Genomic DNA, 21,497 nt, shown 5'->3' on the forward strand with positions numbered 1-21,497 from the left:
GTTGTATAAGCCCTGAAGGTGATGCCGAGGGCTACATAATGACAGTGCTATCGTTTAGGTAGTACTGCAATATAGGATTTTCAATTTCATCTGGATTGGCCAGTGCCCAGGAGTTGTGGACTATCCCTTCACTGATCAAGTGAATCACCGCAGACTCCATCGCTGAAAGCATAGCAAGCTGTGCGGGTTCGTTATAGGTAGTGCCCGCCTCCAGTTCCAGCAGGCGGCGGAACTTCACGTAGCGGAATACATCGGCACTAATTGCCTTGGAGTAAACGGTTTTTGAGGTGAGCACCGAGTGCAATACACGGCCCGAGCGAATATCAACGGCCCGTAAATTGACCGTTACCTGATCGACCCGGTACTGCTCATCGGTGCCAATACCGAAGTAGCGGGCGCCGGCACCCCCGGTTTGAATATTTTGATCGTAGGCGACAATGCCGCCTTCCAGCAGGACATTGGCGGCGACCAAAGTGGGGAGTGGCGCACTGTTGTTGACGGGAATATCTGGTTTGGTAAGCCCTGCGCGGATGATTTTGCGCTCGGTTAACAGGTTTTGCAGGCCTTCCCGCTCTAGCGGAATAAACCAGCCAGACTCATTTAGCACGTCCATTAACATCGCCGCACCGCCCTGGGTCACAGCGGTGGAGAAGCTGCTATTCGGCGAGGGCTTATATTGACCGGTTTGATCGCGAAAGCTATACACCGCTACCAGTATTTTACCTCTCGGTTCCGGGAGATTAATCAGGTCCCGGTAGGTATTTTTTCGCGGGGTGAGCATTGCGTCCGTTATGCCTGGACCAAAAAGCGCATCGCTAACACTTTTTACCGCAGAGCAGCCGCTCAGTGTCATCAGCGTTGTAACGATGGGCAAAGCTATCGCTTTTTTTATTGCATTACGCATTGCCAAATAATCCTTTAGAGTTATCGGTTCGTTAGTTGGTTGGGTTGAGCCCGCTGATAACGATCTCGCTTTTATCGCCGGTACTGCGGTCGGTAATCAGCACTGTCAGCACACCGTCGACATCGATTATTTGTACAATAAAATCGTCTGTCACCAGCTCGCCGCTATTGCCGTCACCTACGTCGGTGAGCAGTTGATTGAGTAGGCGGGTCTCCAGTGAGTCGCTGAACCGGTCCAGGGCGCTGGGCTGTTCATAGAGGCTGTCGGGCGTATCCGGGTCCTCGTGGGTGTCCTGCGACTGGGCATTTTGTAGTAGATAGGTGCCGTTTAGTGGGTTGCCACCAAAGCTGGGATTCACCGGTGTGTAGATAAGTTCTGTAGCAGCGCTGTGGTAATAAGAGAGCGCGGCCAGAGAACAAACGGTGGTACTTAGCAGTGATTTTATCCTCATTAGAATTCATCCTTACCCAAATCAAAGTTATCTGAGAGAGAGTTGCGAACGCGGTTTTGCAGCACTTGCTGGTGAATGTGCTGTGCGGCTTCATCGGCCAGGCGATGAATATTGTTGGTGCTCGGGCTGATAAAACGTCTAAAAACAATTTTGTCGTTATAGGTGACCCAAATAAGATTTCCCCAGCGCGCCGAAGGTCTTTCATAAATCGTTAAGTTATAACTGGCATCCGGGTAGTTGAGATTTCGGTACTCGCTCATATAGCGGGCAAAGTCGTGCCCGGTACGGGTTATTGTGCGGTCGATATTAAATCCACTGATTTCATCTTCGAGTTTTCCCGAGTCGGTATCTGCCGGGGGTACAGCTGTGTCACCCTGACCAAAGGCCAGGGATGTACACAGTGTCAATATCAGTAGGGGGAGTCTCATATCCTCTCTTCCTGGAGATTGAGCTTGGCCCAATTGCTGGCTTGCAGGCGATTTTTTACTCCAATTTTTCGGAAAATGTTGTACATATGGTTTTTCACCGTGTGTTCACTCAGGTGTAATTTTGTTGCGATCACACTGTTGGGCTCACCAGTGGTGAGTTGCCCGAGTATTTCCTGTTCCCTGCGGGTGAGAGGCGAGGGCGGCGGGCGGCGACTGGGCCGCCGCCCTTCGTTGCTGTGGATGGCCATACCCAGTTTTTGCAGCAGATTTTCCTGACTGCTATTACTGTCGCAGAGCAGGTGAAAGCCTCTCTGGCGTAACTTTTCCGATATATGTACCGGTAGGTTGGGGGGGAGATTGATCAGTAGAGCTTTGCTGTGATTAATCTTGTTTAAATCTGACAGAAACTGCTTGGAGTCAGAATTTACCTCGATTTTCCAGCAGTCTATTACGATAGCTTGATAGTGTTGTAGGCAGTTTTTTTGTTTTCCTATGCTGGACTTTTCCCAGGGTATGGGTATCGCTTTGGAAAACAGTGAAAACAATAGATCGCCTTGAAGGCCGGAATTGCTAAAAAAAAGAACCGGCATATACCTCGAACCTCTCCTTGATACAGATGGGTGCCTCTTAAAAAGAGGCTGAACTTCTGTCGACTCCTGTCGTTTGGGTTTGCACAATTGTCCCGCTCTATCTGTTGTGAAGGCGCGGGGGTTAAACGGCAATAATTTGCAACGTGTTAGGGCAAAATACTCAATTAGTGAGAATTTAGTTTGAAGTGTAGACGCAGGTAAATAACGCTCAGGAAAAAATGTGCCTTATTTATTTTTGCGGGTAATTTCTGTTTTTGGGGTGAATTGTTTCCGCGAAGTGGGGGCTGAGGGGATGGGGGAAATGGGAAGGAAGGCAAAATTTAGGTTTTTGACGGCGCGCACCTTGTGAATACTGTTTTTTTCTGTACCGGAATAGACTGGCGCAGGGCGCAAAGGTCCCGTTATTTTGTAGTTTATAGAGTGAATAAAAAATAGTGACTAGTCGAGAGGGGCCCGACTGTCACTCTCTCCAGCATAGGGAATCAATATCGATGTCGATACGAACGGCGGGATAATTCTGCTGTCGGTTTTACCGCTATTTTATAACCTTGGGGCACATTTTCCCGGGGAGCATATCGCCGCACACAGGTACAAACTGTGATTTTGTGGGCGAATGTGTTGTCGGCAGCTGTTAGGATGGAGGTCAGCTGGACTGCTTGAGGGGGAGCTATGAATCAATTAATGCAGGGTTTACCGCTTTGGCTGTGGAGTATCCTGGGATTGGTGCTACTGTTTGTGGCCCGCGAGCCGCTACACCGCGCAGTTTATTCCCTGGCGCGTCTGGGGCACCGGGCACTGCGATTTATCGCGAACAGTATCGATTCTGCCGAGCGGCGCCTGGTGCAACGCAATCGGCAAGTACTTTTTGCTGAGGGCCGGGATGCAGCAGAGCGGCGTATCGAGCGGGAGTTTGAGCGTATCGAGCAAACGGTACAGAGGGATCTGGCACTCTATCCGACACTACATCGAAAGCTCTGCGAACAGCTCAGCAGTCTGGATGAGGACTATGTGCGCAGTGCGGAGCTAGCGCCGGAGCCCTCTAACTGGGCCCGGGCGATTCGCGCGGTTGCGGAAATTCCCGCCGCAGAGGACCCGGTGATAGCCGACGTTCTCGATACCATTAACCAGTCTGTGCGCAAGGCCGAGTCCAAAGCGCTGGAGTCCTATCGGGAGTCCACGCGGGAGCGACACCAGCTGCTCAAACGCATGCTGCCCCGCTGGCGTGCAATGCTCTCTACCCTGGGGCGTATTAATAAAAATATACAATCGGTTATCCGGCGGGCCAAAGCGCTGGATGGCCATATGGCGCGCTACGAGGATATCTTGCAGGAAACGGACAGAAGTCTTTATTTACTGTCCTCCTCCTCTTTCAGTCGTTTTCTGAGCGCCTCGCTGGTATTGGCTATTGCTATTGCCGCAGCCCTGATTAATTTCCACTTATTGGCACAGCCGATGGCGGCGGTAATGGGCGCTGAGGCGACGCTCGGCGGTTATAGTCTGGCCAGTATTGCGGCGGCGGTGATTATCGTTTTGCAGGTCGCGTTGGGGCTGGTGATTATGGAGTGTCTTCAGGTCACCGCTATGTTCCCCTCGGTGGGTGCTCTGGGGCGGGGTCGGCGCAGGGGATTGCTGGGGGTAGCCCTGGCACTCTTACTGCTGTTGGCTGCAATCGGTGCGAATCTGGCGTTCTCGCGGGAGTGGATACTGCACCAGCCGTTACCGGGTTCTGAGCCGCTCTGGTCCATTCCGCTGGCACAGATGGGGCTGGGCTTTGTACTTCCCTTGATTTTGGCATTTCTGGCGATTCCCCTGGAGCAGTTTATCCGCGCGGCGCGCACGGTGATGGGTATTGGCCTGGGGCTGTTCCTGCGCGGCACGGTATCGGCTCTGCGTTTTCTGGCGATGGTTTCCCTGCATTTGGGAGTCTTGGTTAACCGTTGCTACGATATCGTTATTTTTGTGCCGCTGTGGTTGCAGGCGCTGTATTTGCGCCGTCAACAGGGCGCCGCACAGGCATCGCTAGACAAGGGTTCGCCTGGTTCCGTGGATATTGCCGTGGGGGCTGCGCCCCCGGTGACGGAAAAAGTGTGATAGGGCGCGGGCAGTCCTATTGAATAAGAAAACTTGCAAAAAATTAGGGGCGCTGAAGCATGCTTTGGTTGTTATTTTTTTTAATTGTGCTGCTAGTCCTCTTCCTCTACGCGCGCTCGGCGCCGGGTAAACCCGGTCCCCTGTGGTTCCCACAGGGGCAGGGGCCTATGGTGATTGCGCACGGCAACGACTGCGGTAACGGTCTCTACCCGGGAAATACGGCGGCCTACCTTGGGGCAATGGTTCAGCTGGGTGTGGATGCTATTGAGATAGATCTCTGGCTTACCGCCGATGGCCATTTAGTACTCATTCACGACAGAGAATTGGAAATGTTCTCCGATGGCGCGGGCTTGGTGGAGGACAAGACGCTTGAGCAGTTGCGCCAGCTGAATATTGCCTACTTCTGGACTCGCGATGGGGAGCACTACCCCTATCGGGATAACCCCCAGCGGGTGCTTACTCTGCAAGAGGCGCTGGCAATGGTGGGGGATATGCCGATGATATTGGAACTCAAGAGCCGCCAGTATCGCGCGGCAAAAGTGTTGCGCGATGTATTGGTGGACAGTGAAAAACAGCAGCAGGTGGTTGTTTCGTCGTTTCACCAGGGGGTGATCAACGAGTTTCGCCGGCTCTGTCCTCAGGTGGCGACAGGTTCGCCGACGCTGGAGGCGCTGGTGTTTTATCTTGCGCAGTTATTGCGTGCCGAGAAACTGCTGTGCCCAAGCTACAGCGCGATGCAGCTACCCATGGAACAGAGCGGTATTCCCGTGGTTAGCGCAAGCCTGGTGCGTGCGGCGAACAGGAAAAAGGTACACCTAGCCGTGTGGACGGTAAATGGTGCGGAGAACTATCGGCGCTATATTGATCTGGGCGTACACGGTATTGTCACCGACCGGCCGGATCTGCTGATGGCGATGTTGGCGCAGCAGCGACAGGCTCTATTGAAACAGGCGGCCTGAATAAAATACTCAGTTGCCAGCGGTTAAAAAAATTAATAATAACAACGGGAAGTCTCTATGAAGAATTTAGCGCGTTGCGCCGCTCTGGCGGTTGCTGTATTGGCCGTATCTTTTAGCTCTGCACAGGATCGCTTTGCCAGTGTGGAAATTAGTACTGAGCCGGTGTCTGGCAATGTGTATATGCTCAAAGGCGCCGGGGGTAATATTGCCGTACTGGTGGGTGAGGACGGCACCTTTATGGTGGATGATCAGTACGCGCCTTTGACTGCAAAAATTCAACAGGCCGTTGCTCAGTTAGCTGAGCAACCGTTGCGTTTTGTGATTAATACCCACTGGCATGGCGATCATACCGGCGGCAATGAAAACCTGGGTAAAAGTAGTGCCCTGATTGTGGCCCACGAAAATGTGCGCAAACGGCTGAGCACCGAGCAGTTTATCGAGGTGTTTAAGCGCAAGGTGGAGCCCTCGCCAACAGAGGCTTTGCCGGTGATCACCTTTACCGATGCCACGACCTTTTATTGGAATGGCGATCGGGTAAGAGTCCAACATGTGGGGCCTGCGCATACCGACGGTGATTCCATCGTGCATTTTGCCGAAGCCGATGTGATTCATATGGGCGATATTTATTTTAACGGCAACTACCCCTTTATCGACCTCTCTTCCGGCGGCTCGGTAGACGGCGTGATTGCGGCAATGGATACCGCTCTGGCAATGGCGGGGGAGGACACCAAAATTATTCCCGGCCACGGTCCCCTCAGCAATCGGGCGGAACTGCAACAGCAGCGCAATATACTGGCGGGGCTTAGGGACAAGGTGCAAGCGCTGGTGGATGAAGGTAAAACCCGCCAGGAAGTGATTGCGGCAAAACCCACGGCGGAGTTCGATGCGCAATATGGCCAGGGATTTATGACACCGGATATTTGGACCGGGATTGTGTACGACTCTCTGACACAATCTTAGAAAATAAAAAAAAGGCGGCGCAGTGAAAACCTGCGCCGCCTTTTTTGTTGGATTAGCCAGTGATTTTATTCTGTAGTGGCACTCGGGGTCATGGGCCGGCCAAACTCAGGGTTACTTTCCACCACCTCTTCATTGTGTTCTTCCCGCACTCGGAACCAGGCGGCATAGAGTGCTGGCAGGAACAGTAGGGTGAGTCCGGTCGCGACAATCAATCCCCCCATAATGGCGACTGCCATAGGGCCAAAGAAGTCACTGCGCGATAGCGGAATCATCGCCAATACCGCCGTCAGCGCGGTCAGTACAATCGGCCTAAAGCGCCTGACAGTGGATTCGACAATTGCATCCCAGGGGCTGAGGCCCTGGCTGATATCCTGCTGAATCTGGTCCACCAAAATCACCGAGTTGCGCATAATCATCCCGGCCAGGGCAATGGTGCCGAGCATGGCGACAAAGCCAAAGGGCTTGCCAAACAGCAGCAGGAACAGGGTCACGCCAATCAGGCCCAGAGGTGCGGTAAGAAATACCATGGTGGACAGGGACATGCTGCGCAGTTGCAACATCAGCAGGGTAAAGACCACCAGCACGAATAGCGGCATACCGGCATTGACCGATTTCTGTCCCCGCGCAGATTCCTCCACGGTACCGCCCACCTCCAGCAAATAGCCCGGCGGCAATTTATCGCGAATGGATTGCAGCTGGGGCCACACGGCATTGACCACAGTCGCCGGCAGCTCGTCGCCATAAATATCCGCACGAACGGTGACGGTGGGCAGGCGGTCGCGGTGCCAGATAATGCCCTCCTCAAAGCCGTATTCCAGGGTGGCAATCTGGTTTAGCGGCACACTGCGACCACTGTCGGTCTGTACCGCGAGGTTGCCCAACTGGCGCAGGGCATAGCGATCGTCTTCATTGCCGCGCACCCGCACATCGATCAGCTCGTTATCCTCCCGGTATTGGCTTACGGTGATACCGGTCAGGGAGCTCTGTAGCGCCTGGGACAGGGTTGCGCTGTTGACCCCCATGGCGCGGGCGCGGTCCTGGTCGATATTGAGGTTGATCGATTTGCTCGGCTCCTCCCAATCCAGGTGTACATTGGTTACCTGTGGATTACTGCGCAGGCGCTCGGCCACTTCCCGGGCCAGTCCGCGCACTTCGCGAATATGTTCACCGGATAAACGGAACTGCACCGGATAGCCCACCGGTGGGCCGTTTTCCAGGCGGGATACGCGGCTGCGCAGGGTGGGGAACTCCTCCTTCATGGTGTTGATCAGCCAGCTGCGCACCTGCTCGCGCTCTTCGACGCTGCGGGTCATTACAACAAACTGGGCGAAACTGGCGGCGGGCAGCTGCTGGTCCAGGGGCAGGTAGAAGCGTGGTGAGCCGGTGCCCACATAGGCCACGTAATTTTCCACCTGATCGTTCTGCGCCAACAGCGCTTCCAGTCGCTTGGCCTGCTGCTCGGTGGATTTTAGCGAGGCACCTTCAGCCAGCTTTAGGTCCACCATCAATTCGAGGCGCCCGGAGGAGGGGAAGAACTGCTGTGGAACCAGTTTGAACAGGGCGAGGGAGCCGACAAAAATCGTCAGGGTGGCGGCGATCACTGTTTTGCGGTGGCGCAGGCACCAGGTAATAAAGCGGCGGAAGCGCTGGTAAAACGGTTTCTGGTAGGGGTCTTCCACTTTACCGCCGTGGCCGTGTCGCGCCAGGTTCGGCAACAGGTAGTGGCCCAGGTAGGGCACAAAGACCACAGCGGCAATCCACGACACGATCAGCGACAGGGTGACCACCTGGAAAATCGAGCGGGTGTATTCACCGGTGCCGGACTGGGCGGTGGCGATAGGCAAAAATCCGGCGGCGGTAATCAGGGTACCGGTGAGCATGGGAAAGGCGGTGCTGGTCCAGGCGAAGCCGGCGGCTTTTAGCCGGCTGAGCCCCTGCTCCATTTTTATCGCCATCATCTCCACCGCGATAATGGCGTCGTCCACCATCAGGCCCAAGGCGAGTACCAGTGCTCCCAGGGAAATCTTGTGCAGGCCGATATTAAAGTAGTGCATCAGCGCGAAGGTCATCGCCAATACCAGCGGAATCGACAGCGCCACAATTAATCCCGGGCGGCTGCCGAGGGAGAAAAAGCTCACCAGCAGCACGATACCGAGGGCCTCGGCCAGCACTTGCAGGAATTCGCCAACGCCGCGTTTTACCGCCGCCGGCTGGTCGGAGACCTTGTGCAGCTCCATACCAATGGGCAGGTCCTGCTGTAGTTGGGCGAAGGTTTCATCGAGGGCCTTGCCCAGCTTTAAAATATCCCCGCCCTCTTTCATCGACACGGCGAGGCCGATGGCATCCTCCCCCATAAAGCGCATACGCGGCTGGGCCGGGTCGCTAAAGCCGCGGTGTATCTGTGCGATATCACCGAGGCGCTGGGTGCGGCCATCGGCGCTGATGGGGAACTGGCGGATTTCACTGACCGAGGTGAACTGGCCGCTCACACGGATGCGCACGCGGTCGCTGACGGTATCCACAAAGCCGCCATCGGTCACCTGGTTCTGGGCTTGCAGGGCGTTTTGTATCGCCGACAGGGGGATGCCCATGGAGGCCAATTTGGTATTGGAAATCTCCACCCAGATTTTTTCGTCCTGCAAGCCCAGCAGCTCGACCTTGCCCACATCCTTAACCCGCTGGAGGGCCAGTTGCAGGCGTTCGGCGTAGTCCTTCATTAGGGCGTAATCGAAGCCACTGCCGCTGAGGGCATAAATATTGCCGAAGGTGGTGCCAAATTCGTCGTTAAAAAAGGGACCCTGAATATCTGGCGGCAGGGTGTGGCGAATATCCCCCACCTTTTTGCGCACCTGATACCAGAGATCGGGAATATCCCGCGAGTGCATATCGTCGCGGGCAACAAACAATACCTGGGATTGCCCCGGGCGGGAAAAGGAGGAGATACGCTGGTAATCACCGGTCTCCAGTAATTTCTTTTCCACCCGCTCGGTAATCTGGCGGGACACATCCTCGGCACTGGCACCGGGCCAGACGGTATTGATCACCATTACCTTAAAGGTAAAGGGGGGATCTTCACTTTGTCCCAGCTGGGTGTAGGAGAAAGCTCCCAGCAGTCCCAGGACGATCATGGCGTAGAGCACCAGCGGGCGATTTTTTAAGGCCCACTCGGAAAGGTTAAAACCCATGGCAGTTTCTCTGTTTCAAGGGTGGCTCTGCTGATCGCGGCCACACTTTGGAAATTGTTATTGAGGCTTTATCGGGATAATTGTGCGCGGGAAGGGGGGAAGTTTCCCGCGCCGGCTATTTATTTCTGCTGCGCGAGGGAGAGTGCCTGGCCAATGGGGCGGTTCATGCGATCCACCGGGCGCACCAGCATATTTTCCTGTAACAGATGGGTACCTGCGGCCACGATCCAATCGCTGCGCTTCAGCCCGGAAAATACCGCGACAAACTCTTCACCGTAGGGGCCCAGGCTAACCGGGGTTTTGTGCAGTGTTTTTGTCTGTGGGTTCAGCACCCATACAAATGCGGCGCCATCGTCGGCACTGACCGCCGACATGGGGACTTGCAGCACCTCGGTTTGTTCCGCCCTGGGCACAAATGCCCGCGCGCTCTGGCCGATTTCAGCACCGCTGACCTTATGCTCGAATGCGACTCTGGCTTCAAACGTGCGGGATACGGGATCGGCAGCCGGTGACAGTTCGCGGATACGGGCGGGGAAAGACTCGCCCGGCTGGGACCACAATTCGACCGTGAGCGGTTGGCCCACTTTAAAGCGGCCGATGGACTGCTCCGGCAGGTCGATACGCACTTCGCGCTCACCGTCGGCCGCCAGTGCGAAAATGCCCTGTCCGGCGGCGACCACTTGTCCGGCCTCGGCCATACGACGGGCGATGACGCCACTCTCCGGCGCTTTGAGTACGGCGTAGGCGGCCTGGTTGCGGGCCACATCCAGCTGCGCTTTGGCCTGTTGTAGGCGCGCTTCGCTGGCTTCAAACTGGGTCTCTACCGTATCGAACTGGGAGAGGCTCACCAGTTGCTTTTCCAGCAACTTGCGGTGGCGCGCCAGCTCGCTGCTCGCCAGGCGCTGGTCCGCCTCGGCGGAGGTGAGACGGGCGCGGGCGGAGTCCAATTGCAGCAGCAAGTCTTCGGTATCCAGCTCCGCCAGGGGCTGGCCCTGTTCTACGCGGTCGCCCACATTCACCAGGCGCCGCTGGATTTTTCCACCGATGCGGAAGGCCAGGGCCGGCTCGAAGCGGGCGCGGATTTCACCGGGATAGACATCGGTTTGGGCGCTGGCGGGGGTGGGGTGCACCATAACGGCGGGGCGCGGCTTGGTTTCTGTTTCCTGGGATTCAGAGGGGGCACAGGCGCTCAGTAAACAGCTGAGTGAAAGCGCAGCGAGGGTTAGTATTCGGTACATATTGGCTTCCTTCCCCGGCGCTGGCGCGGCGAGGTAGATCCGTGACTGGGTCAAGCATGGCCTGGCGGCCATTAATGTTATACTCGCGAGTATAGTATATTTAATGAACTACAGAGTCTAGTATATGGAGAGCCATGTCTGAGCAGACCCAGACGGCCGCCCCGCGCGGTCGCCCCAAGGACCCGGTGAAACGCCAGGCCATCCTGGATGCCGCCAAGGATCTGTTTTTATCCGGCGGTTTCGCCGCCACCAGCGTGGATGCGGTGGCGTCGGCTGCGGGAGTTTCCAAGCTCACGGTCTACAGCCACTTCTCCGACAAGGAGACACTTTTTAGTGCGGCGATTGCCTCTCGCTGTGAAATGATGATGCCCCTGCCGATCTTTGCCCTGGAAGAGGGGGATGCGGTGGAGCAGGTACTGGAGCGTATCGGCGATGCCTTCCTGGGCATGGTGGAGAGCGAGGATAGCGTGCGTCTGTTACGGCTGTTGTGCGCCCTGGCATCGCAGGAGTCGGAAATGTCCCAGCTGTTTTTTGATGCCGGCCCACAGCGGGTTTTGGGGGAGATAGAGCAGCTGTTGCGCAGGGCCAACCAGTTGCAAATGTTGATGGTGGAGGACCCCGCTGTGGCGGCGGAGGATTTTATCGGCCTGTTGCTCGGCTGCCATCATATGCGCGTACTGATCGGCTGCCGGCAGATGTCGACGCCGCAAGAGCGCCGCGAGCGCGTGCAAAAAGCGGTGCGAACCTTTATGTGTGCCCACCACTAGCGCCGCTTACTGCGTTGTCGCGCGCATTTTTAGTTGCATACGTGCCCGCGCTGGATAAATTCCAGCGCGGGGCGCTATCAGGTTTTGATGCGGTAGCCGGTGCGGAAAATCCACCAGACGGCGGTCAGGCACAACAGCAGGAAGAGTAGCGTCATGCCGACACTCAGTCCCAGATTGACATCGGCCACGCCGTAAAAGGCCCAACGGAAGCCGCTGATCAGATAAACCACCGGGTTGAACAGGGTGATTTTCTGCCACACTTCCGGCAGCATACTGATGGAATAGAAGGCGCCACCGAGAAAGGTGAGCGGTGTAATGACCATCAGTGGAATTACTTGCAGCTTCTGAAAATCATCGGCCCAAATGCCGATAATAAAGCCGAACAGGCTAAAGGTGAGCGCAGTGAGTGCGAGGAAAGCGAGCATCCACCAGGGGTGTACAATTTCGTAGTCGACAAAAAAGCGTGCGGTCAGCAGTATTAACAGCCCCAGTAAAATAGATTTTGTGGCTGCGGCCCCCACATAGCCGGTCACGATTTCAAACGGTGATACCGGGGCGGAGAGCACTTCATAAATAGTGCCGGAAAATTTTGGGAAAAATATTCCGAATGAGGCGTTGGAAATACTCTCACTCAGCAGTGCCAGCATCACCAATCCGGGAATAATAAAGGCCCCATAGCTGACCCCGTCGATATCTCCCATACGCGAACCGATCGCCGCGCCAAATACAATAAAATAGAGCGAGGTGGAGAGCACCGGTGAGGCGATACTCTGCATCAGTGTGCGCCAGGTGCGCGACATCTCAAACTTGTAGATTGCCTTGATTCCATACCAATTCATGCCTGTGCCTCCTTGTGCGGCAGTGCTTCCTGTTCCTGCTGGGCACCGTGAACCAAATTGACAAAAATCTCCTCCAGGGAGCTTTCGCGGGTGTGCAAATCGCGGAATTCAATATTGGCGGCATTTAAACGGCGCAAAAACTCGGCCAGACCGCTGTCTTCGCTTTTGATATCGAAGCGATAGATCAGCTGGTTGCCATCGCTGCTGAGACTCAGCGGCAGATCGGCAAGGCTCTCGGGAATTTGTTGCAGTGGTGTGGGCAGTTGTAGGCTGAGTTCTTTCTCGCCCATTTTTTTCATCAGCGCACTTTTTTCCTCAACCAGAACCAGCTGGCCGCGATTGATAACGCCGACGCGATCGGCCATTTCCTCGGCCTCTTCGATATAGTGGGTGGTGAGAATAACGGTTACCCCGGATTCCTTTAGTTCGCGCACCATCTTCCACATGTCCTGGCGCAACTCCACATCGACTCCGGCTGTGGGTTCATCGAGGAAGAGCACATTGGGCTCGTGAGACAGGGCTTTGGCGATCATCAGGCGGCGCTTCATTCCCCCTGACAGCGTCACAATCCGGTTATCTTTTTTCTCCCACAGGGATAGCTGCTTCAGGATCTTTTCCAGGTAGGCGGGATTGGGGGCTTTGCCGAACAGGCCGCGACTGAATTTTACCGCATTCCATACGGTTTCAAACGCATCGGTGGAGATTTCCTGGGGCACCAGGCCGATTTCGTTGCGGGCTTTGCGATAGTCCCGCTGGATATTGTAACCATTGACCGTGACTTCACCGCAGCTCGGATTGACGATGCCACAGATAATACTGATCATGGTTGTCTTGCCCGCGCCGTTGGGACCGAGCAGTGCAAACAGTTCTCCCCGTTGAATTTCCAGATCGATATTTTTTAGGGCGGAAAACCCATCGGCATAGGTTTTTCCCAGGCCTTTGATCGAAATAATCGATTCCACTTTTTCTCCTTGCCAAAATTACTCGTACGGCTTTGGCGGTGTATTATCAGGTGGATTTATCGGGCAGAAAGGCAGAAAACCTTTCCTGTGGAATCAGTTTCTTTGACCCCAGCCCGAAAGTATATGCGATTGAGCGTTCTTTTTTATTTTAATGCCGCCTATTAACGCCGCACAAGCAGCGGCGAGTAGCAAGGCTAAGGCGGTGGAGGAAAATGCACTGGCATAGCCCATTTGATCAATCCAGGGCTGGCTGATGAACGGCGAAATAAATTGCCCAAGAAAAATTCCGGTGGTCAAAAATCCTGCCGTGCGCCCCCGTTTTGATCCCGAGGCAGACGCTAAGGCGGTGGCAAAGATATGGGGTATCAGGGTACCCATTCCCAGGCCGTAGAGCGCGAGGCAAGTGGTTATCTCTATCAGGTTTTGCGCCTTGGCAAGCAGGGCAAAGCTGGCGGCCATAGCGGTAAAGCTTAGGGCAAAGACGCCGAGCGTTCCCAGCCGGATGCGGGCCCGCCGGTAAACCAGCAGTGAGGCAATGGCTCCCATAATATTGCTCGATGCAATCGTCAGCGCAATAACACTGGGAGAGGAAACGTCTATCTCGCGCAAATAAAACGGGATCTGCGTGGGTATCAGGGTAAAAGCCAGGCTGTTTAACGTCGCCGCTGCCAGCAGGGCATAAAATGCGCGACGGCCGGCGGGGCTCTCTTGTCGCGGGGCGCCGCGCTGGGCAGGCTTTACTCGCGCGGGCTCCCACAGGAAAGTCCGCACGGCTGGAAGCAGCAGTAGCGCCGCGAGATATATAGCGAAGGGCGCGCGCCAGTGCAGGCTTGCCAGCAGTCCGCCCAGCGTCAGAAAGACGATGCCGCCGATACTGATAAAAGTACTCTGCTGGCTCAAATAGGTTAAGCGCTGCTGCTGCGTAAAATAGTCTCCGACCAAGGCGGTTACAGAGGTCATAGTGCCGGCCACGGCAACACCCAGTAGCAGGCGGCTAGCCAGGATACCTGCGAGACTGTTCTGAAGCAGGGCGAGGAAACCGGAGAGCCCATAGAGTGCCAGGGCCGCTTGCAGCAGGCGCAGGCGGCCGTAGCGATCGGAAATCCAGCCGGCCAGCGGAGCGCAGAGGGCGATACTTAACGCGGGCAGGGTTAGCACCAATCGGCTGTACAAGTCACTGTTCGATGTGCTGGCAAAGTACTGCTGTAGCGCCGGCAGTGACGGGGCTACAGTGGCCCCCGACATAATAGTGAGTGCGGCCAGGCACAGTAAGGTGATACGACCCCGAGCGGATATTTTGCTCTCCAGCGCTCTCATAATACTTGCCTGCGGCTTGGCGTGCCCTGGGGCTTCTTGGCAGAATCTTCCCGCCGGCCTATTTCACCGGCAAATTTGGGGTTTTGGCTCGCCACCACCAGCGGTAAAAACAGCTGGGGGTGGGCCTGTTCGCCTGGTTGTGCAACTCTGCTTGCCGGATACCTCTCCATCACTCTTCTCCCTCGCTTGCATTAGGTTGCGCAGCAGTGTAGAACCTCAACTAATATTGAGGTCAATAGAGGGAGGCACTTTTATGGCAACGGTAAAACCGGCTGGAAAAAGCGCGGCGAAGTCAAAGTCCATCAAGCGAGAGCTGACCGTTGGCGAGGTGGCGGAGCGCAGTGGCGTAGCGGTCAGTGCTCTGCATTTCTATGAGAGCAAGGGCCTGATCAGCAGCTGGCGCACCTCGGGGAACCAGCGGCGCTACTCGCGGGATGTACTGCGCCGAGTGGCCATTATCAAGGTGGCGCAGAGCACGGGCATTCCCCTGTCGGAAATACGCGAGGCCTTTGGGGAGCTGCCCAATGGGCGCACGCCCACTGGGGGGGATTGGTCATCGCTGTCTTCCCACTGGCGTGAAGAGCTGGATCAGCGCATTCAGCAGTTGACCAAATTGCGCGATGACCTGGAGGGCTGCATTGGCTGCGGGTGTCTGTCTATGCAGAAATGCCCTTTGCGCAATCCCGGTGACAAGGCGGGGCAGCAGGGCGGCGGAGCCCATTACCTGGATTTGGGGGAAGGCGGTTGTTGATCCCCTTTTATGGAGGGAGTGTATTTTTAGTCACGAAAATATTTTTTCGTAAAATGCCAGGGTTCCCCGCCAGGCATCTTCGGCCGCCTGCTGGTTATAGGCCAGGGGCAGGCCGAATTTCTCCCCCCGCTCAGTGGCACAGGGGTTGGTAAATCCGTGCAGGACTTCCGGGTAGCTCACCAGGGTAAATTTAGCCCCGGCCTCCTGCATCTCTGTGACAAAGTCGCCCACCTGCTCCGGTGGAACCAGGGCATCGGCGCCGCCAGTATAGACCTGTATTTCCGCTTTAATCGGCTCTTTATGCGCGGGAGTGCTTCTGGCCAGGGCACCGTGGTAGCTGACCACACCGCGCAAGTCCAGGCCCAGGCGGGCCATGGTGAGCACTACGCCGCCGCCAAAACAATAGCCCTGCGCGGCGATACGCGCTGGGTCTACGCTGGCATGTTGCTGAAGCAGAGATAGGGCGGTGCGAAAGCGCGCCTCCAGGGCCACCGGGCTTTTCAGTGCTTCATCCCTGAACTGCTGGGCCTCCTGTGGATCGTCGGTATGTTTACCTGCGCCAAACATATCCACCGCAAGGGCGCGATAGCCGCAGTTGGCGAGTTTTTCCGCCTGTTGCCGCACAAACGCATTGTGGCCCCACCACTCGTGTACCAGTAAAACTCCGGGGCGTTTGTCACTGATATTTGCATCCCACGCGAGATAGCCGCAAAAGGAGTCGCCATTAACGGTGTAATTAATCGCTTCCGTTTCCATAGTGAGTCACCTGCTGATAGAGAAAGTGGGTAAGGAGTTCGGTTACTCCGCAAGCGTGGCACAAACTCCGCTGGTTGCCAGTGGGCAGGCTCTAGGCAGCCTCTGGCAGCAAAGCGCAAAGCTTTAACTGCCTCTGTGGGCAAAAGCGTTAATTGTTGGGCGCGGCTTGTTTAAATGGATTGGGGGATAAAAACCTGACTGTAGAGAAGGTATACAGCGCAAATAATCAGCAGGCTACCCATCGCGTGATTAAATACTTTGCGTCGATATTGGTTTGTCAGCAATAATTGAGCCCGATCCCCGGCAAGTGCCCAAATACTTAATGACATGTAGCAGATCAGAAAGTAAATCAGGATAAATGTGAGTAAACTGCTGTGGCTATCGCTGCTGGAAAAAATAGCCACTCCAGAAAGGCAGGCGATCCAGGCCTTCGGGTTAAGCCATTGCAATAAAACCCCCTGGTAGAAGCGTGGCTCCTGTAACCGCTCAATATCCGCATGATTCGTAGGTGCAGCCGCTATTTGGTAGCCGGTATAAGCCACATAAATTGATCCTGGTATCGCAACATATCGTAGTAACTGGGGATAAATTTCTATTACCTGATAGAGCCCAAAGCCTATAGCCGCAAGTAGCAGTGTAAAGCCTATTGTGGCTCCTGATACAAAGGGCAAAGTGCGGATAAATCCATAATTCACCCCGGAGGAAATGATAACCATATTCACCGGCCCCGGTGTAATGGACATAGCCAGGGAAAACCCAAACATAGCAAGAAGTAGTGACATTCGCTGCTCCTGGCAGTTATCAATTGTTTGGAGACTTTAATGGCCTGGTAGGAAAATGATTAGATACCTAAAACTGAAATATATTGTTTATAAAAATTTACTTGAGTAGGTATGAACGAGTGTGCCGCATGAAACATGGATACCGATTAGGCGCTAACACTAATATATTCACAGGTCTTCGCGAGAGCGGTGTATCCTTTCCTTCTGACCCAGAAGTACCTTTAGAGAATTCATAGGGAGCTGTTATTGTGCTAAAGGATATTCGCTATTTACTGGTGTTTGCCAAGGTTGTGGAAAGTGGCTCTTTCAGAGGCGCTTCTTCGGAACTGGATATCTCTGTCGCCAGTGTTAGTTCCTATGTGGCGAGGTTGGAGGAAAGTCTTGGCGTTGCGCTCTTGTATCGCAATACCCGCAAATTGTCCCTGACCGAAGATGGGGGAAAGGTTTATAAAACGGCACAGAATATATTGGATTTGTACGCCGATGGTCTCGGAGAATACAAAGCGCGAGAGGAACGCAGTATCAGTCGGCTTAAAGTTGCAATCCCCGCCGTTTTGATCCACAGCCGCTTGCTGAGCAAAATAGTGGGCTTTGTTCGGCGGGAGTTGGGTATTCATTTACAACTTCAATGCAGCGATCAGCACGAGGATGTAATCGGCGGTGGTTTTGACTTGGCAATTCGCCTGGGTAATATGCCTGACAGCAATTTGAAAGCGCGTAAGATATTTGAATTAGAGCGGGTGTTAATTGCCAGCGGCGATATGCTGGATCGCTATGGTTTTCCGAGTCATCCTCGCGACCTTGCAGTCTGGCCTTGGATTGGGCTGACAATGCGGCCCAATCACCGGCAATTTCTGCATCGGCAGCAGGGCGAATATGAAGTTAGCTACACCCCGGTCGCGACTGTCGACAGCGTTGAAGCCGCTTATCGACTGACGAGCTGTGGCCTGGGACTATCGGCGCCACCACGATTTTTAATAAGCGCACAGGATGATGTACAAAAATTGCTGCCAGACTGGCAGCTTCCGAATTTACCCGCCTATGCCGTTAGACCTTCAAATGGGAACGCTGAAGGTCCTATACAGAAATTGATTGATTATTTGGCCGCTAGTGATACCCAGCTGGCCGCCTGCCATCCTCGCGATTTAGCGCAAAAGCTACCCGCAGAAGTGCTTGATTGATTTTCCTGGAAAGCTCTCAATAGTTCGATAGAGGCCCCTGCCCTTAAGGTTGGCCATTTGCGGGCAGAGGTTCCTTTATTCAAGAGGGAATTTAAAACTTACTGCGGAATAAATTCCTGAACTATATTTCTTTGGATATTTCTGCCTGTCTCAGCTGGGTCTTGCTTTACCGGAGTTGACTCCATAGAAGAGGCATTAACCGTGCGGATAATACTGGCAATTTCCGGTTTACAGGAACCGCAGTTGGTACCGCAGCCAAGGGTTTCCCCCAGTGCCTCGACAGTGTTGACGCCCTGGGCAATAGCCTCCTCTATCTGAGGTCGGGAAACCTGGAGACAGGTACAAACCATCTTCACACCGGGTTTGACCGGGTGCAGCAGTTGTCCAGGTAATTCCGGTAGCGGCACAGCCAGGTAATTTTCCAGGTGCTGTCGGCTGGGGAGTTGATGCCAGTCGCGGCCAGAGAAAACCAGCAGTTTTAAGCGGTTGTCGTAGGCAATCCAGCGCTGACTTTTGGGGGTCAGCAACTCCTGCCAGAATAACTGGATGTCTTCGCCCAGTACCTTGGAGGTCAACTCCCGCCCGTGGATAGGGTGGCTCGCGGTAATCTCATAGCGGAAACCATTGGCCAGGGGCACTCGATACCAGTGCAGGATACTGCTGTCGCCCGCGCGCTGTAACCAGTCCCAGAATTTGCCCGCAGTTTCCTCTGTGCAGATCAGGGTGGCAAAGTAGCTGGCGTCCAGTGGACGGATATTGACGGGAACCTGTTTAAATTCCGGTTGACCGGAATAGGGGTCGACACAGGAATCTGCCAGGGCACTGGGTTTGGAATTTTGCGAGAAGGTTTCACTCCAGTGGATAGGGGCAAAGACCTGCCCGGCTTTTTGCCCTCCGTTGAGAGCGGCGCGACCGATCATTGTCGCTGAAGCGCTGTTTAAGTAGATGAGTTGCTCATCGCTCACCTGGTAGCGGGCGGCATCCTGGGGATTGATTTGAATTTCTGGCAGCTCGCTGTGGTCGAGTAATTTGCGCACCCGTCCGGTTCGGGTCATGGTGTGCCACTGGTCGCGCATACGGCCGCTATTGAGCCATATTGGATAGTCGCTGCTGATCTGCTGCTCGGGGGGCTGCGGCGCTATGGGGATAAAGCGCGCGCGCTTGTCCGGGGTAAAAAACTGTCCATCGCTAAATAGACGTTTACATCCGCCCGGGTGCTCCTGGTTGACTGGCCACTGCACCGGGGCCAGTGCATCGTATTCACTGCGATTGATATTGGCGAATGCGGAAATATCGAAAGCCCTGGAGCCCTGGTTTTCAAAGCCGGACAGCGCGGCGTGCTCGCGAAAAATATCGGCGGGGTGGGAGTAGTTAAACTGCTCGGCATAGCCCAAGTGTTGGGCCAGTCCGCACAGGGCCTGCCAGTCGTGGCGGGCCTCGCCGGGCGGGGGTAAAAAGCCGCGCTGTCGGGATATGCGGCGCTCTGCATTGGTCACGGTGCCATTTTTTTCTCCCCAGCCACTTGCGGGCAGGAGCAGGTCGGCACAGCGCGCGGTATCGGTATTGGCAACACAGTCGGAGACCACCACCAGCGGACATTTCTCTAGTGCGGCGGTGACTCGATCGGCCTCGGGCATACTGACGGCAGGATTGGTGGCCATAATCCAGATGGCTTTAATTTTTCCGCTCTCCACCGCGCGGAACATATCCACAGCCTTCATCCCCGGCTTTGTCGCTACACGTTCTGAATTCCAGAAGCGTGAGACCCGCTCGATATCCGGCTCATTAAACTCCATATGTGCGGCGAGGGTATTGGCGAGTCCGCCCACCTCGCGCCCACCCATTGCATTGGGTTGGCCGGTAATGGAAAAGGGGCCCGCGCCCACTTTGCCCACGCGCCCAGTAGCCAGGTGGCAGTTAATGATCGAGTTATTTTTATCAGTGCCACTGCTGGACTGATTGACTCCCATGGAATAAAAGCTGATGGTTTTTTCCGTTGCGGCAAAAGCCTGAAAAAACTCCAGTAATTCTTCAATGGAGATACCACAGGTGGCTGCGGTTAATTCTGGGGACCAGTCTTGCGCCGCTGCTAAGGTGTCGGCAAATCCCTGAGTATGATTTTTAATGTAGTCGGTATCGAGGTAATAGTGCCGACTGAGGAAGCGCAGCAGCCCATTGAACAGGGCTGCATCAGTGCCGGGTTTAATCGCCAGGTGCAGGTCGGCCATCTCACTGGTGGCGCTGCCACGGGGATCGATGACGATCAGCTTTGCACTGCCGGCCTGCATGCGCTGGAATAAAATCGGATGTGTCCAGGCGGCATTGGAGCCGATCAGTACAATCAGCTCAGCTTGCTCCAGGTCTTCATAGGAGCAGGGTACTGCGTCGGCACCAAATGCGCGCTTATACCCCACCACGGCAGAGGCCATACAAAGCCGTGAATTGGTGTCGATATTGGCAGAGCCAATAAACCCCTTCATCAACTTGTTGGCGACATAGTAGTCTTCGGTGAGGAGCTGTCCGGACAGATAGAAAGCGACTGAGTCGGGACCGTGATCGCGAATTGTCTGCTTAAAGGCATCGGCCATATAAGACAGGGCGCTATCCCAATCACAGTCTTGTCCGTGTAGGCGCGGGCGCAAGAGGCGGCCGTGCTCACCGAAGGTTTCACCGAGCGCAGAACCTTTAACACACAGCTTGCCAAAATTTGACGGGTGTTGGGCGTCGCCACTGACGCTAATTGAACTGCTGCCGGTGCGCTCTTCCCGTTGAACCGAAACACCACAACCGACACCACAATAAGGGCAGGTAGTGCAGGTGCGCTGTGCGCTCAAAAAATCCTGTGCTGCCATTACTGTAACTTATTCTTGCCGATGTAAACCGTGTCCCCATTCAATGCCAGTGGGTAGGTGGCAAGCCTGATACTGCTATCTTCCATGCAGACTCCATCGCTAAGGCGAAAGTGGTTTTTATACAGTGGGGAGGCGATTGTTAGCTCCCCCTCCAGTTCCGCAATAATTCCTCGTGCAATTACTCCAGCTTGTGCGATTGGGTCCCAGTTGTCAACGGCGTAGAGCTGCTGTTCCTGATCGGGTAAAAAAAATAGGGCAATAGCGCTTTGCTCGACAGTTTTAGCCAGTGTCTGTAAAGCTGCGTTTGGGTATCGGCAGGTATCGTCCCAAAGCGCGCATACTCCAGAGTTGCTAACCAGATCCGAGCGCTGGCAGATGGGTGACCATTGGGAGGGGCGTGTGGTCAGTGAATTTACGCAGATTTCTTTTGGGGCTGGCGAGCTCATCATAGTTTCCTCACAGTGGATGGAAAGGATATAAAGGC

19 protein-coding genes are annotated in these 21,497 nt (G+C 54.9%); 6 read left to right on the forward strand and 13 right to left on the reverse strand.

Annotated features, from left to right (window positions below; translation table 11 throughout):
• Positions 1-31 precede the first annotated feature (31 nt).
• Genes ACJJIF_RS18545 through ACJJIF_RS18560 form a run of 4 tightly spaced genes read right to left on the reverse strand, consistent with a single transcriptional unit; the run spans position 32 to position 2,373 of the window.
• Positions 32-904, reverse strand: a complete 873-nt coding sequence (locus ACJJIF_RS18545; protein WP_444929760.1) for a CsgG/HfaB family protein — start codon at positions 902-904, stop codon at positions 32-34.
• Between the two features lie 31 nt (positions 905-935).
• Complete coding sequence (locus ACJJIF_RS18550) at positions 936-1,355, reverse strand: curli assembly protein CsgF (protein WP_444929761.1); 420 nt, start codon at positions 1,353-1,355, stop codon at positions 936-938.
• Positions 1,355-1,783, reverse strand: coding sequence for a CsgE family curli-type amyloid fiber assembly protein (locus tag ACJJIF_RS18555; protein WP_444929762.1), 429 nt, complete (start codon positions 1,781-1,783; stop codon positions 1,355-1,357). The genes ACJJIF_RS18550 and ACJJIF_RS18555 overlap by 1 nt, the downstream gene beginning before the upstream one ends.
• Entirely contained in the window at positions 1,780-2,373 is a 594-nt protein-coding gene (locus tag ACJJIF_RS18560) for a helix-turn-helix transcriptional regulator (RefSeq protein WP_444929763.1), read from the reverse strand. The genes ACJJIF_RS18555 and ACJJIF_RS18560 overlap by 4 nt, the downstream gene beginning before the upstream one ends.
• Positions 2,374-3,042: 669 nt before the next feature.
• Between ACJJIF_RS18560 and ACJJIF_RS18565 the strand changes: the two genes are divergently transcribed.
• The 3 genes from ACJJIF_RS18565 to ACJJIF_RS18575 are packed head-to-tail and all read left to right on the forward strand — an operon-like array spanning position 3,043 to position 6,383.
• On the forward strand, positions 3,043-4,464 hold the full coding sequence (locus ACJJIF_RS18565; protein WP_444929764.1) for a hypothetical protein: 1,422 nt from the start codon (positions 3,043-3,045) through the stop codon (positions 4,462-4,464).
• Positions 4,465-4,523: 59 nt separating this feature from the next.
• Entirely contained in the window at positions 4,524-5,423 is a 900-nt protein-coding gene (locus ACJJIF_RS18570; RefSeq protein WP_444929765.1) for a glycerophosphodiester phosphodiesterase family protein, read from the forward strand.
• Positions 5,424-5,480: 57 nt separating this feature from the next.
• The gene (locus ACJJIF_RS18575; RefSeq protein ID WP_444929766.1) at positions 5,481-6,383 is read left to right on the forward strand and encodes an MBL fold metallo-hydrolase; all 903 of its coding nucleotides are present in this window, start codon (positions 5,481-5,483) and stop codon (positions 6,381-6,383) included.
• A gap of 65 nt (positions 6,384-6,448) precedes the next feature.
• Here the strand turns inward: ACJJIF_RS18575 and ACJJIF_RS18580 are convergent, their stop codons facing one another.
• Positions 6,449-9,568 carry an efflux RND transporter permease subunit gene (locus ACJJIF_RS18580; RefSeq protein WP_444929767.1) on the reverse strand — a complete coding sequence of 1,040 codons (3,120 nt, stop codon included), beginning with the start codon at positions 9,566-9,568 and terminating at the stop codon, positions 6,449-6,451.
• 119 nt (positions 9,569-9,687) lie between these two features.
• Positions 9,688-10,806, reverse strand: a complete 1,119-nt coding sequence (locus ACJJIF_RS18585) for an efflux RND transporter periplasmic adaptor subunit (RefSeq protein WP_444929768.1) — start codon at positions 10,804-10,806, stop codon at positions 9,688-9,690.
• A gap of 134 nt (positions 10,807-10,940) precedes the next feature.
• Here ACJJIF_RS18585 and ACJJIF_RS18590 point away from each other — a divergent pair, with 134 nt between their 5' ends.
• Positions 10,941-11,573, forward strand: coding sequence for a TetR/AcrR family transcriptional regulator (locus ACJJIF_RS18590; protein ID WP_444929769.1), 633 nt, complete (start codon positions 10,941-10,943; stop codon positions 11,571-11,573).
• A gap of 77 nt (positions 11,574-11,650) precedes the next feature.
• Here the strand turns inward: ACJJIF_RS18590 and ACJJIF_RS18595 are convergent, their stop codons facing one another.
• The 3 genes from ACJJIF_RS18595 to ACJJIF_RS18605 form a co-directional block, all read right to left on the reverse strand.
• The gene (locus ACJJIF_RS18595; protein WP_444929770.1) at positions 11,651-12,412 is read right to left on the reverse strand and encodes an ABC transporter permease; all 762 of its coding nucleotides are present in this window, start codon (positions 12,410-12,412) and stop codon (positions 11,651-11,653) included.
• Complete coding sequence (locus ACJJIF_RS18600) at positions 12,409-13,374, reverse strand: ABC transporter ATP-binding protein (RefSeq protein ID WP_444929771.1); 966 nt, start codon at positions 13,372-13,374, stop codon at positions 12,409-12,411. The genes ACJJIF_RS18595 and ACJJIF_RS18600 overlap by 4 nt, the downstream gene beginning before the upstream one ends.
• 93 nt (positions 13,375-13,467) lie before the next feature.
• Positions 13,468-14,691, reverse strand: a complete 1,224-nt coding sequence (locus tag ACJJIF_RS18605) for an MFS transporter (RefSeq protein WP_444929772.1) — start codon at positions 14,689-14,691, stop codon at positions 13,468-13,470.
• 253 nt (positions 14,692-14,944) lie between these two features.
• Between ACJJIF_RS18605 and soxR the strand changes: the two genes are divergently transcribed.
• Complete coding sequence (gene soxR, locus ACJJIF_RS18610) at positions 14,945-15,442, forward strand: redox-sensitive transcriptional activator SoxR (protein ID WP_444929773.1); 498 nt, start codon at positions 14,945-14,947, stop codon at positions 15,440-15,442.
• Between the two features lie 30 nt (positions 15,443-15,472).
• On the opposite strand, the gene ACJJIF_RS18615 is transcribed toward soxR, so the two are convergent.
• The gene (locus tag ACJJIF_RS18615) at positions 15,473-16,198 is read right to left on the reverse strand and encodes a dienelactone hydrolase family protein (RefSeq protein ID WP_444929774.1); all 726 of its coding nucleotides are present in this window, start codon (positions 16,196-16,198) and stop codon (positions 15,473-15,475) included.
• 170 nt (positions 16,199-16,368) lie between these two features.
• Positions 16,369-16,980 (reverse strand): LysE family translocator, encoded by a 612-nt coding sequence (locus ACJJIF_RS18620; protein ID WP_444929775.1) that lies wholly within the window; start codon positions 16,978-16,980, stop codon positions 16,369-16,371.
• Positions 16,981-17,228: 248 nt separating this feature from the next.
• Between ACJJIF_RS18620 and ACJJIF_RS18625 the strand changes: the two genes are divergently transcribed.
• Positions 17,229-18,161: a LysR family transcriptional regulator gene (locus tag ACJJIF_RS18625; RefSeq protein WP_444929776.1), complete on the forward strand. Its 933-nt coding sequence runs from the start codon at positions 17,229-17,231 to the stop codon at positions 18,159-18,161.
• 98 nt (positions 18,162-18,259) lie between these two features.
• Here the strand turns inward: ACJJIF_RS18625 and ACJJIF_RS18630 are convergent, their stop codons facing one another.
• Positions 18,260-21,013, reverse strand: coding sequence for a nitrate reductase (locus tag ACJJIF_RS18630; RefSeq protein ID WP_444929777.1), 2,754 nt, complete (start codon positions 21,011-21,013; stop codon positions 18,260-18,262).
• Positions 21,013-21,459 (reverse strand): nitrite reductase small subunit NirD, encoded by a 447-nt coding sequence (gene nirD / locus ACJJIF_RS18635; RefSeq protein ID WP_444929778.1) that lies wholly within the window; start codon positions 21,457-21,459, stop codon positions 21,013-21,015. The genes ACJJIF_RS18630 and nirD overlap by 1 nt, the downstream gene beginning before the upstream one ends.
• Positions 21,460-21,497 lie beyond the last annotated feature (38 nt).

It is taken from the genome of Microbulbifer regidiadema (SeqCode) (assembly GCF_052467605.1).

Bases quoted from the DNA above. Each gene is read 5' to 3' on its own strand.
- ACJJIF_RS18545 (WP_444929760.1), bottom strand. From the start codon at position 904: ATGCGTAATGCAATAAAAAAAGCGATAGCTTTGCCCATCGTTACAACG.
- ACJJIF_RS18550 (WP_444929761.1), bottom strand. From the start codon at position 1,355: ATGAGGATAAAATCACTGCTAAGTACCACCGTTTGTTCTCTGGCCGCG.
- ACJJIF_RS18555 (WP_444929762.1), bottom strand. From the start codon at position 1,783: ATGAGACTCCCCCTACTGATATTGACACTGTGTACATCCCTGGCCTTT.
- ACJJIF_RS18560 (WP_444929763.1), bottom strand. From the start codon at position 2,373: ATGCCGGTTCTTTTTTTTAGCAATTCCGGCCTTCAAGGCGATCTATTG.
- ACJJIF_RS18565 (WP_444929764.1), top strand. From the start codon at position 3,043: ATGAATCAATTAATGCAGGGTTTACCGCTTTGGCTGTGGAGTATCCTG.
- ACJJIF_RS18570 (WP_444929765.1), top strand. From the start codon at position 4,524: ATGCTTTGGTTGTTATTTTTTTTAATTGTGCTGCTAGTCCTCTTCCTC.
- ACJJIF_RS18575 (WP_444929766.1), top strand. From the start codon at position 5,481: ATGAAGAATTTAGCGCGTTGCGCCGCTCTGGCGGTTGCTGTATTGGCC.
- ACJJIF_RS18580 (WP_444929767.1), bottom strand. From the start codon at position 9,568: ATGGGTTTTAACCTTTCCGAGTGGGCCTTAAAAAATCGCCCGCTGGTG.
- ACJJIF_RS18585 (WP_444929768.1), bottom strand. From the start codon at position 10,806: ATGTACCGAATACTAACCCTCGCTGCGCTTTCACTCAGCTGTTTACTG.
- ACJJIF_RS18590 (WP_444929769.1), top strand. From the start codon at position 10,941: ATGTCTGAGCAGACCCAGACGGCCGCCCCGCGCGGTCGCCCCAAGGAC.
- ACJJIF_RS18595 (WP_444929770.1), bottom strand. From the start codon at position 12,412: ATGAATTGGTATGGAATCAAGGCAATCTACAAGTTTGAGATGTCGCGC.
- ACJJIF_RS18605 (WP_444929772.1), bottom strand. From the start codon at position 14,691: ATGAGAGCGCTGGAGAGCAAAATATCCGCTCGGGGTCGTATCACCTTA.
- soxR (WP_444929773.1), top strand. From the start codon at position 14,945: ATGGCAACGGTAAAACCGGCTGGAAAAAGCGCGGCGAAGTCAAAGTCC.
- ACJJIF_RS18615 (WP_444929774.1), bottom strand. From the start codon at position 16,198: ATGGAAACGGAAGCGATTAATTACACCGTTAATGGCGACTCCTTTTGC.
- ACJJIF_RS18620 (WP_444929775.1), bottom strand. From the start codon at position 16,980: ATGTCACTACTTCTTGCTATGTTTGGGTTTTCCCTGGCTATGTCCATT.
- ACJJIF_RS18630 (WP_444929777.1), bottom strand. From the start codon at position 21,013: ATGGCAGCACAGGATTTTTTGAGCGCACAGCGCACCTGCACTACCTGC.
- nirD (WP_444929778.1), bottom strand. From the start codon at position 21,459: ATGAGCTCGCCAGCCCCAAAAGAAATCTGCGTAAATTCACTGACCACA.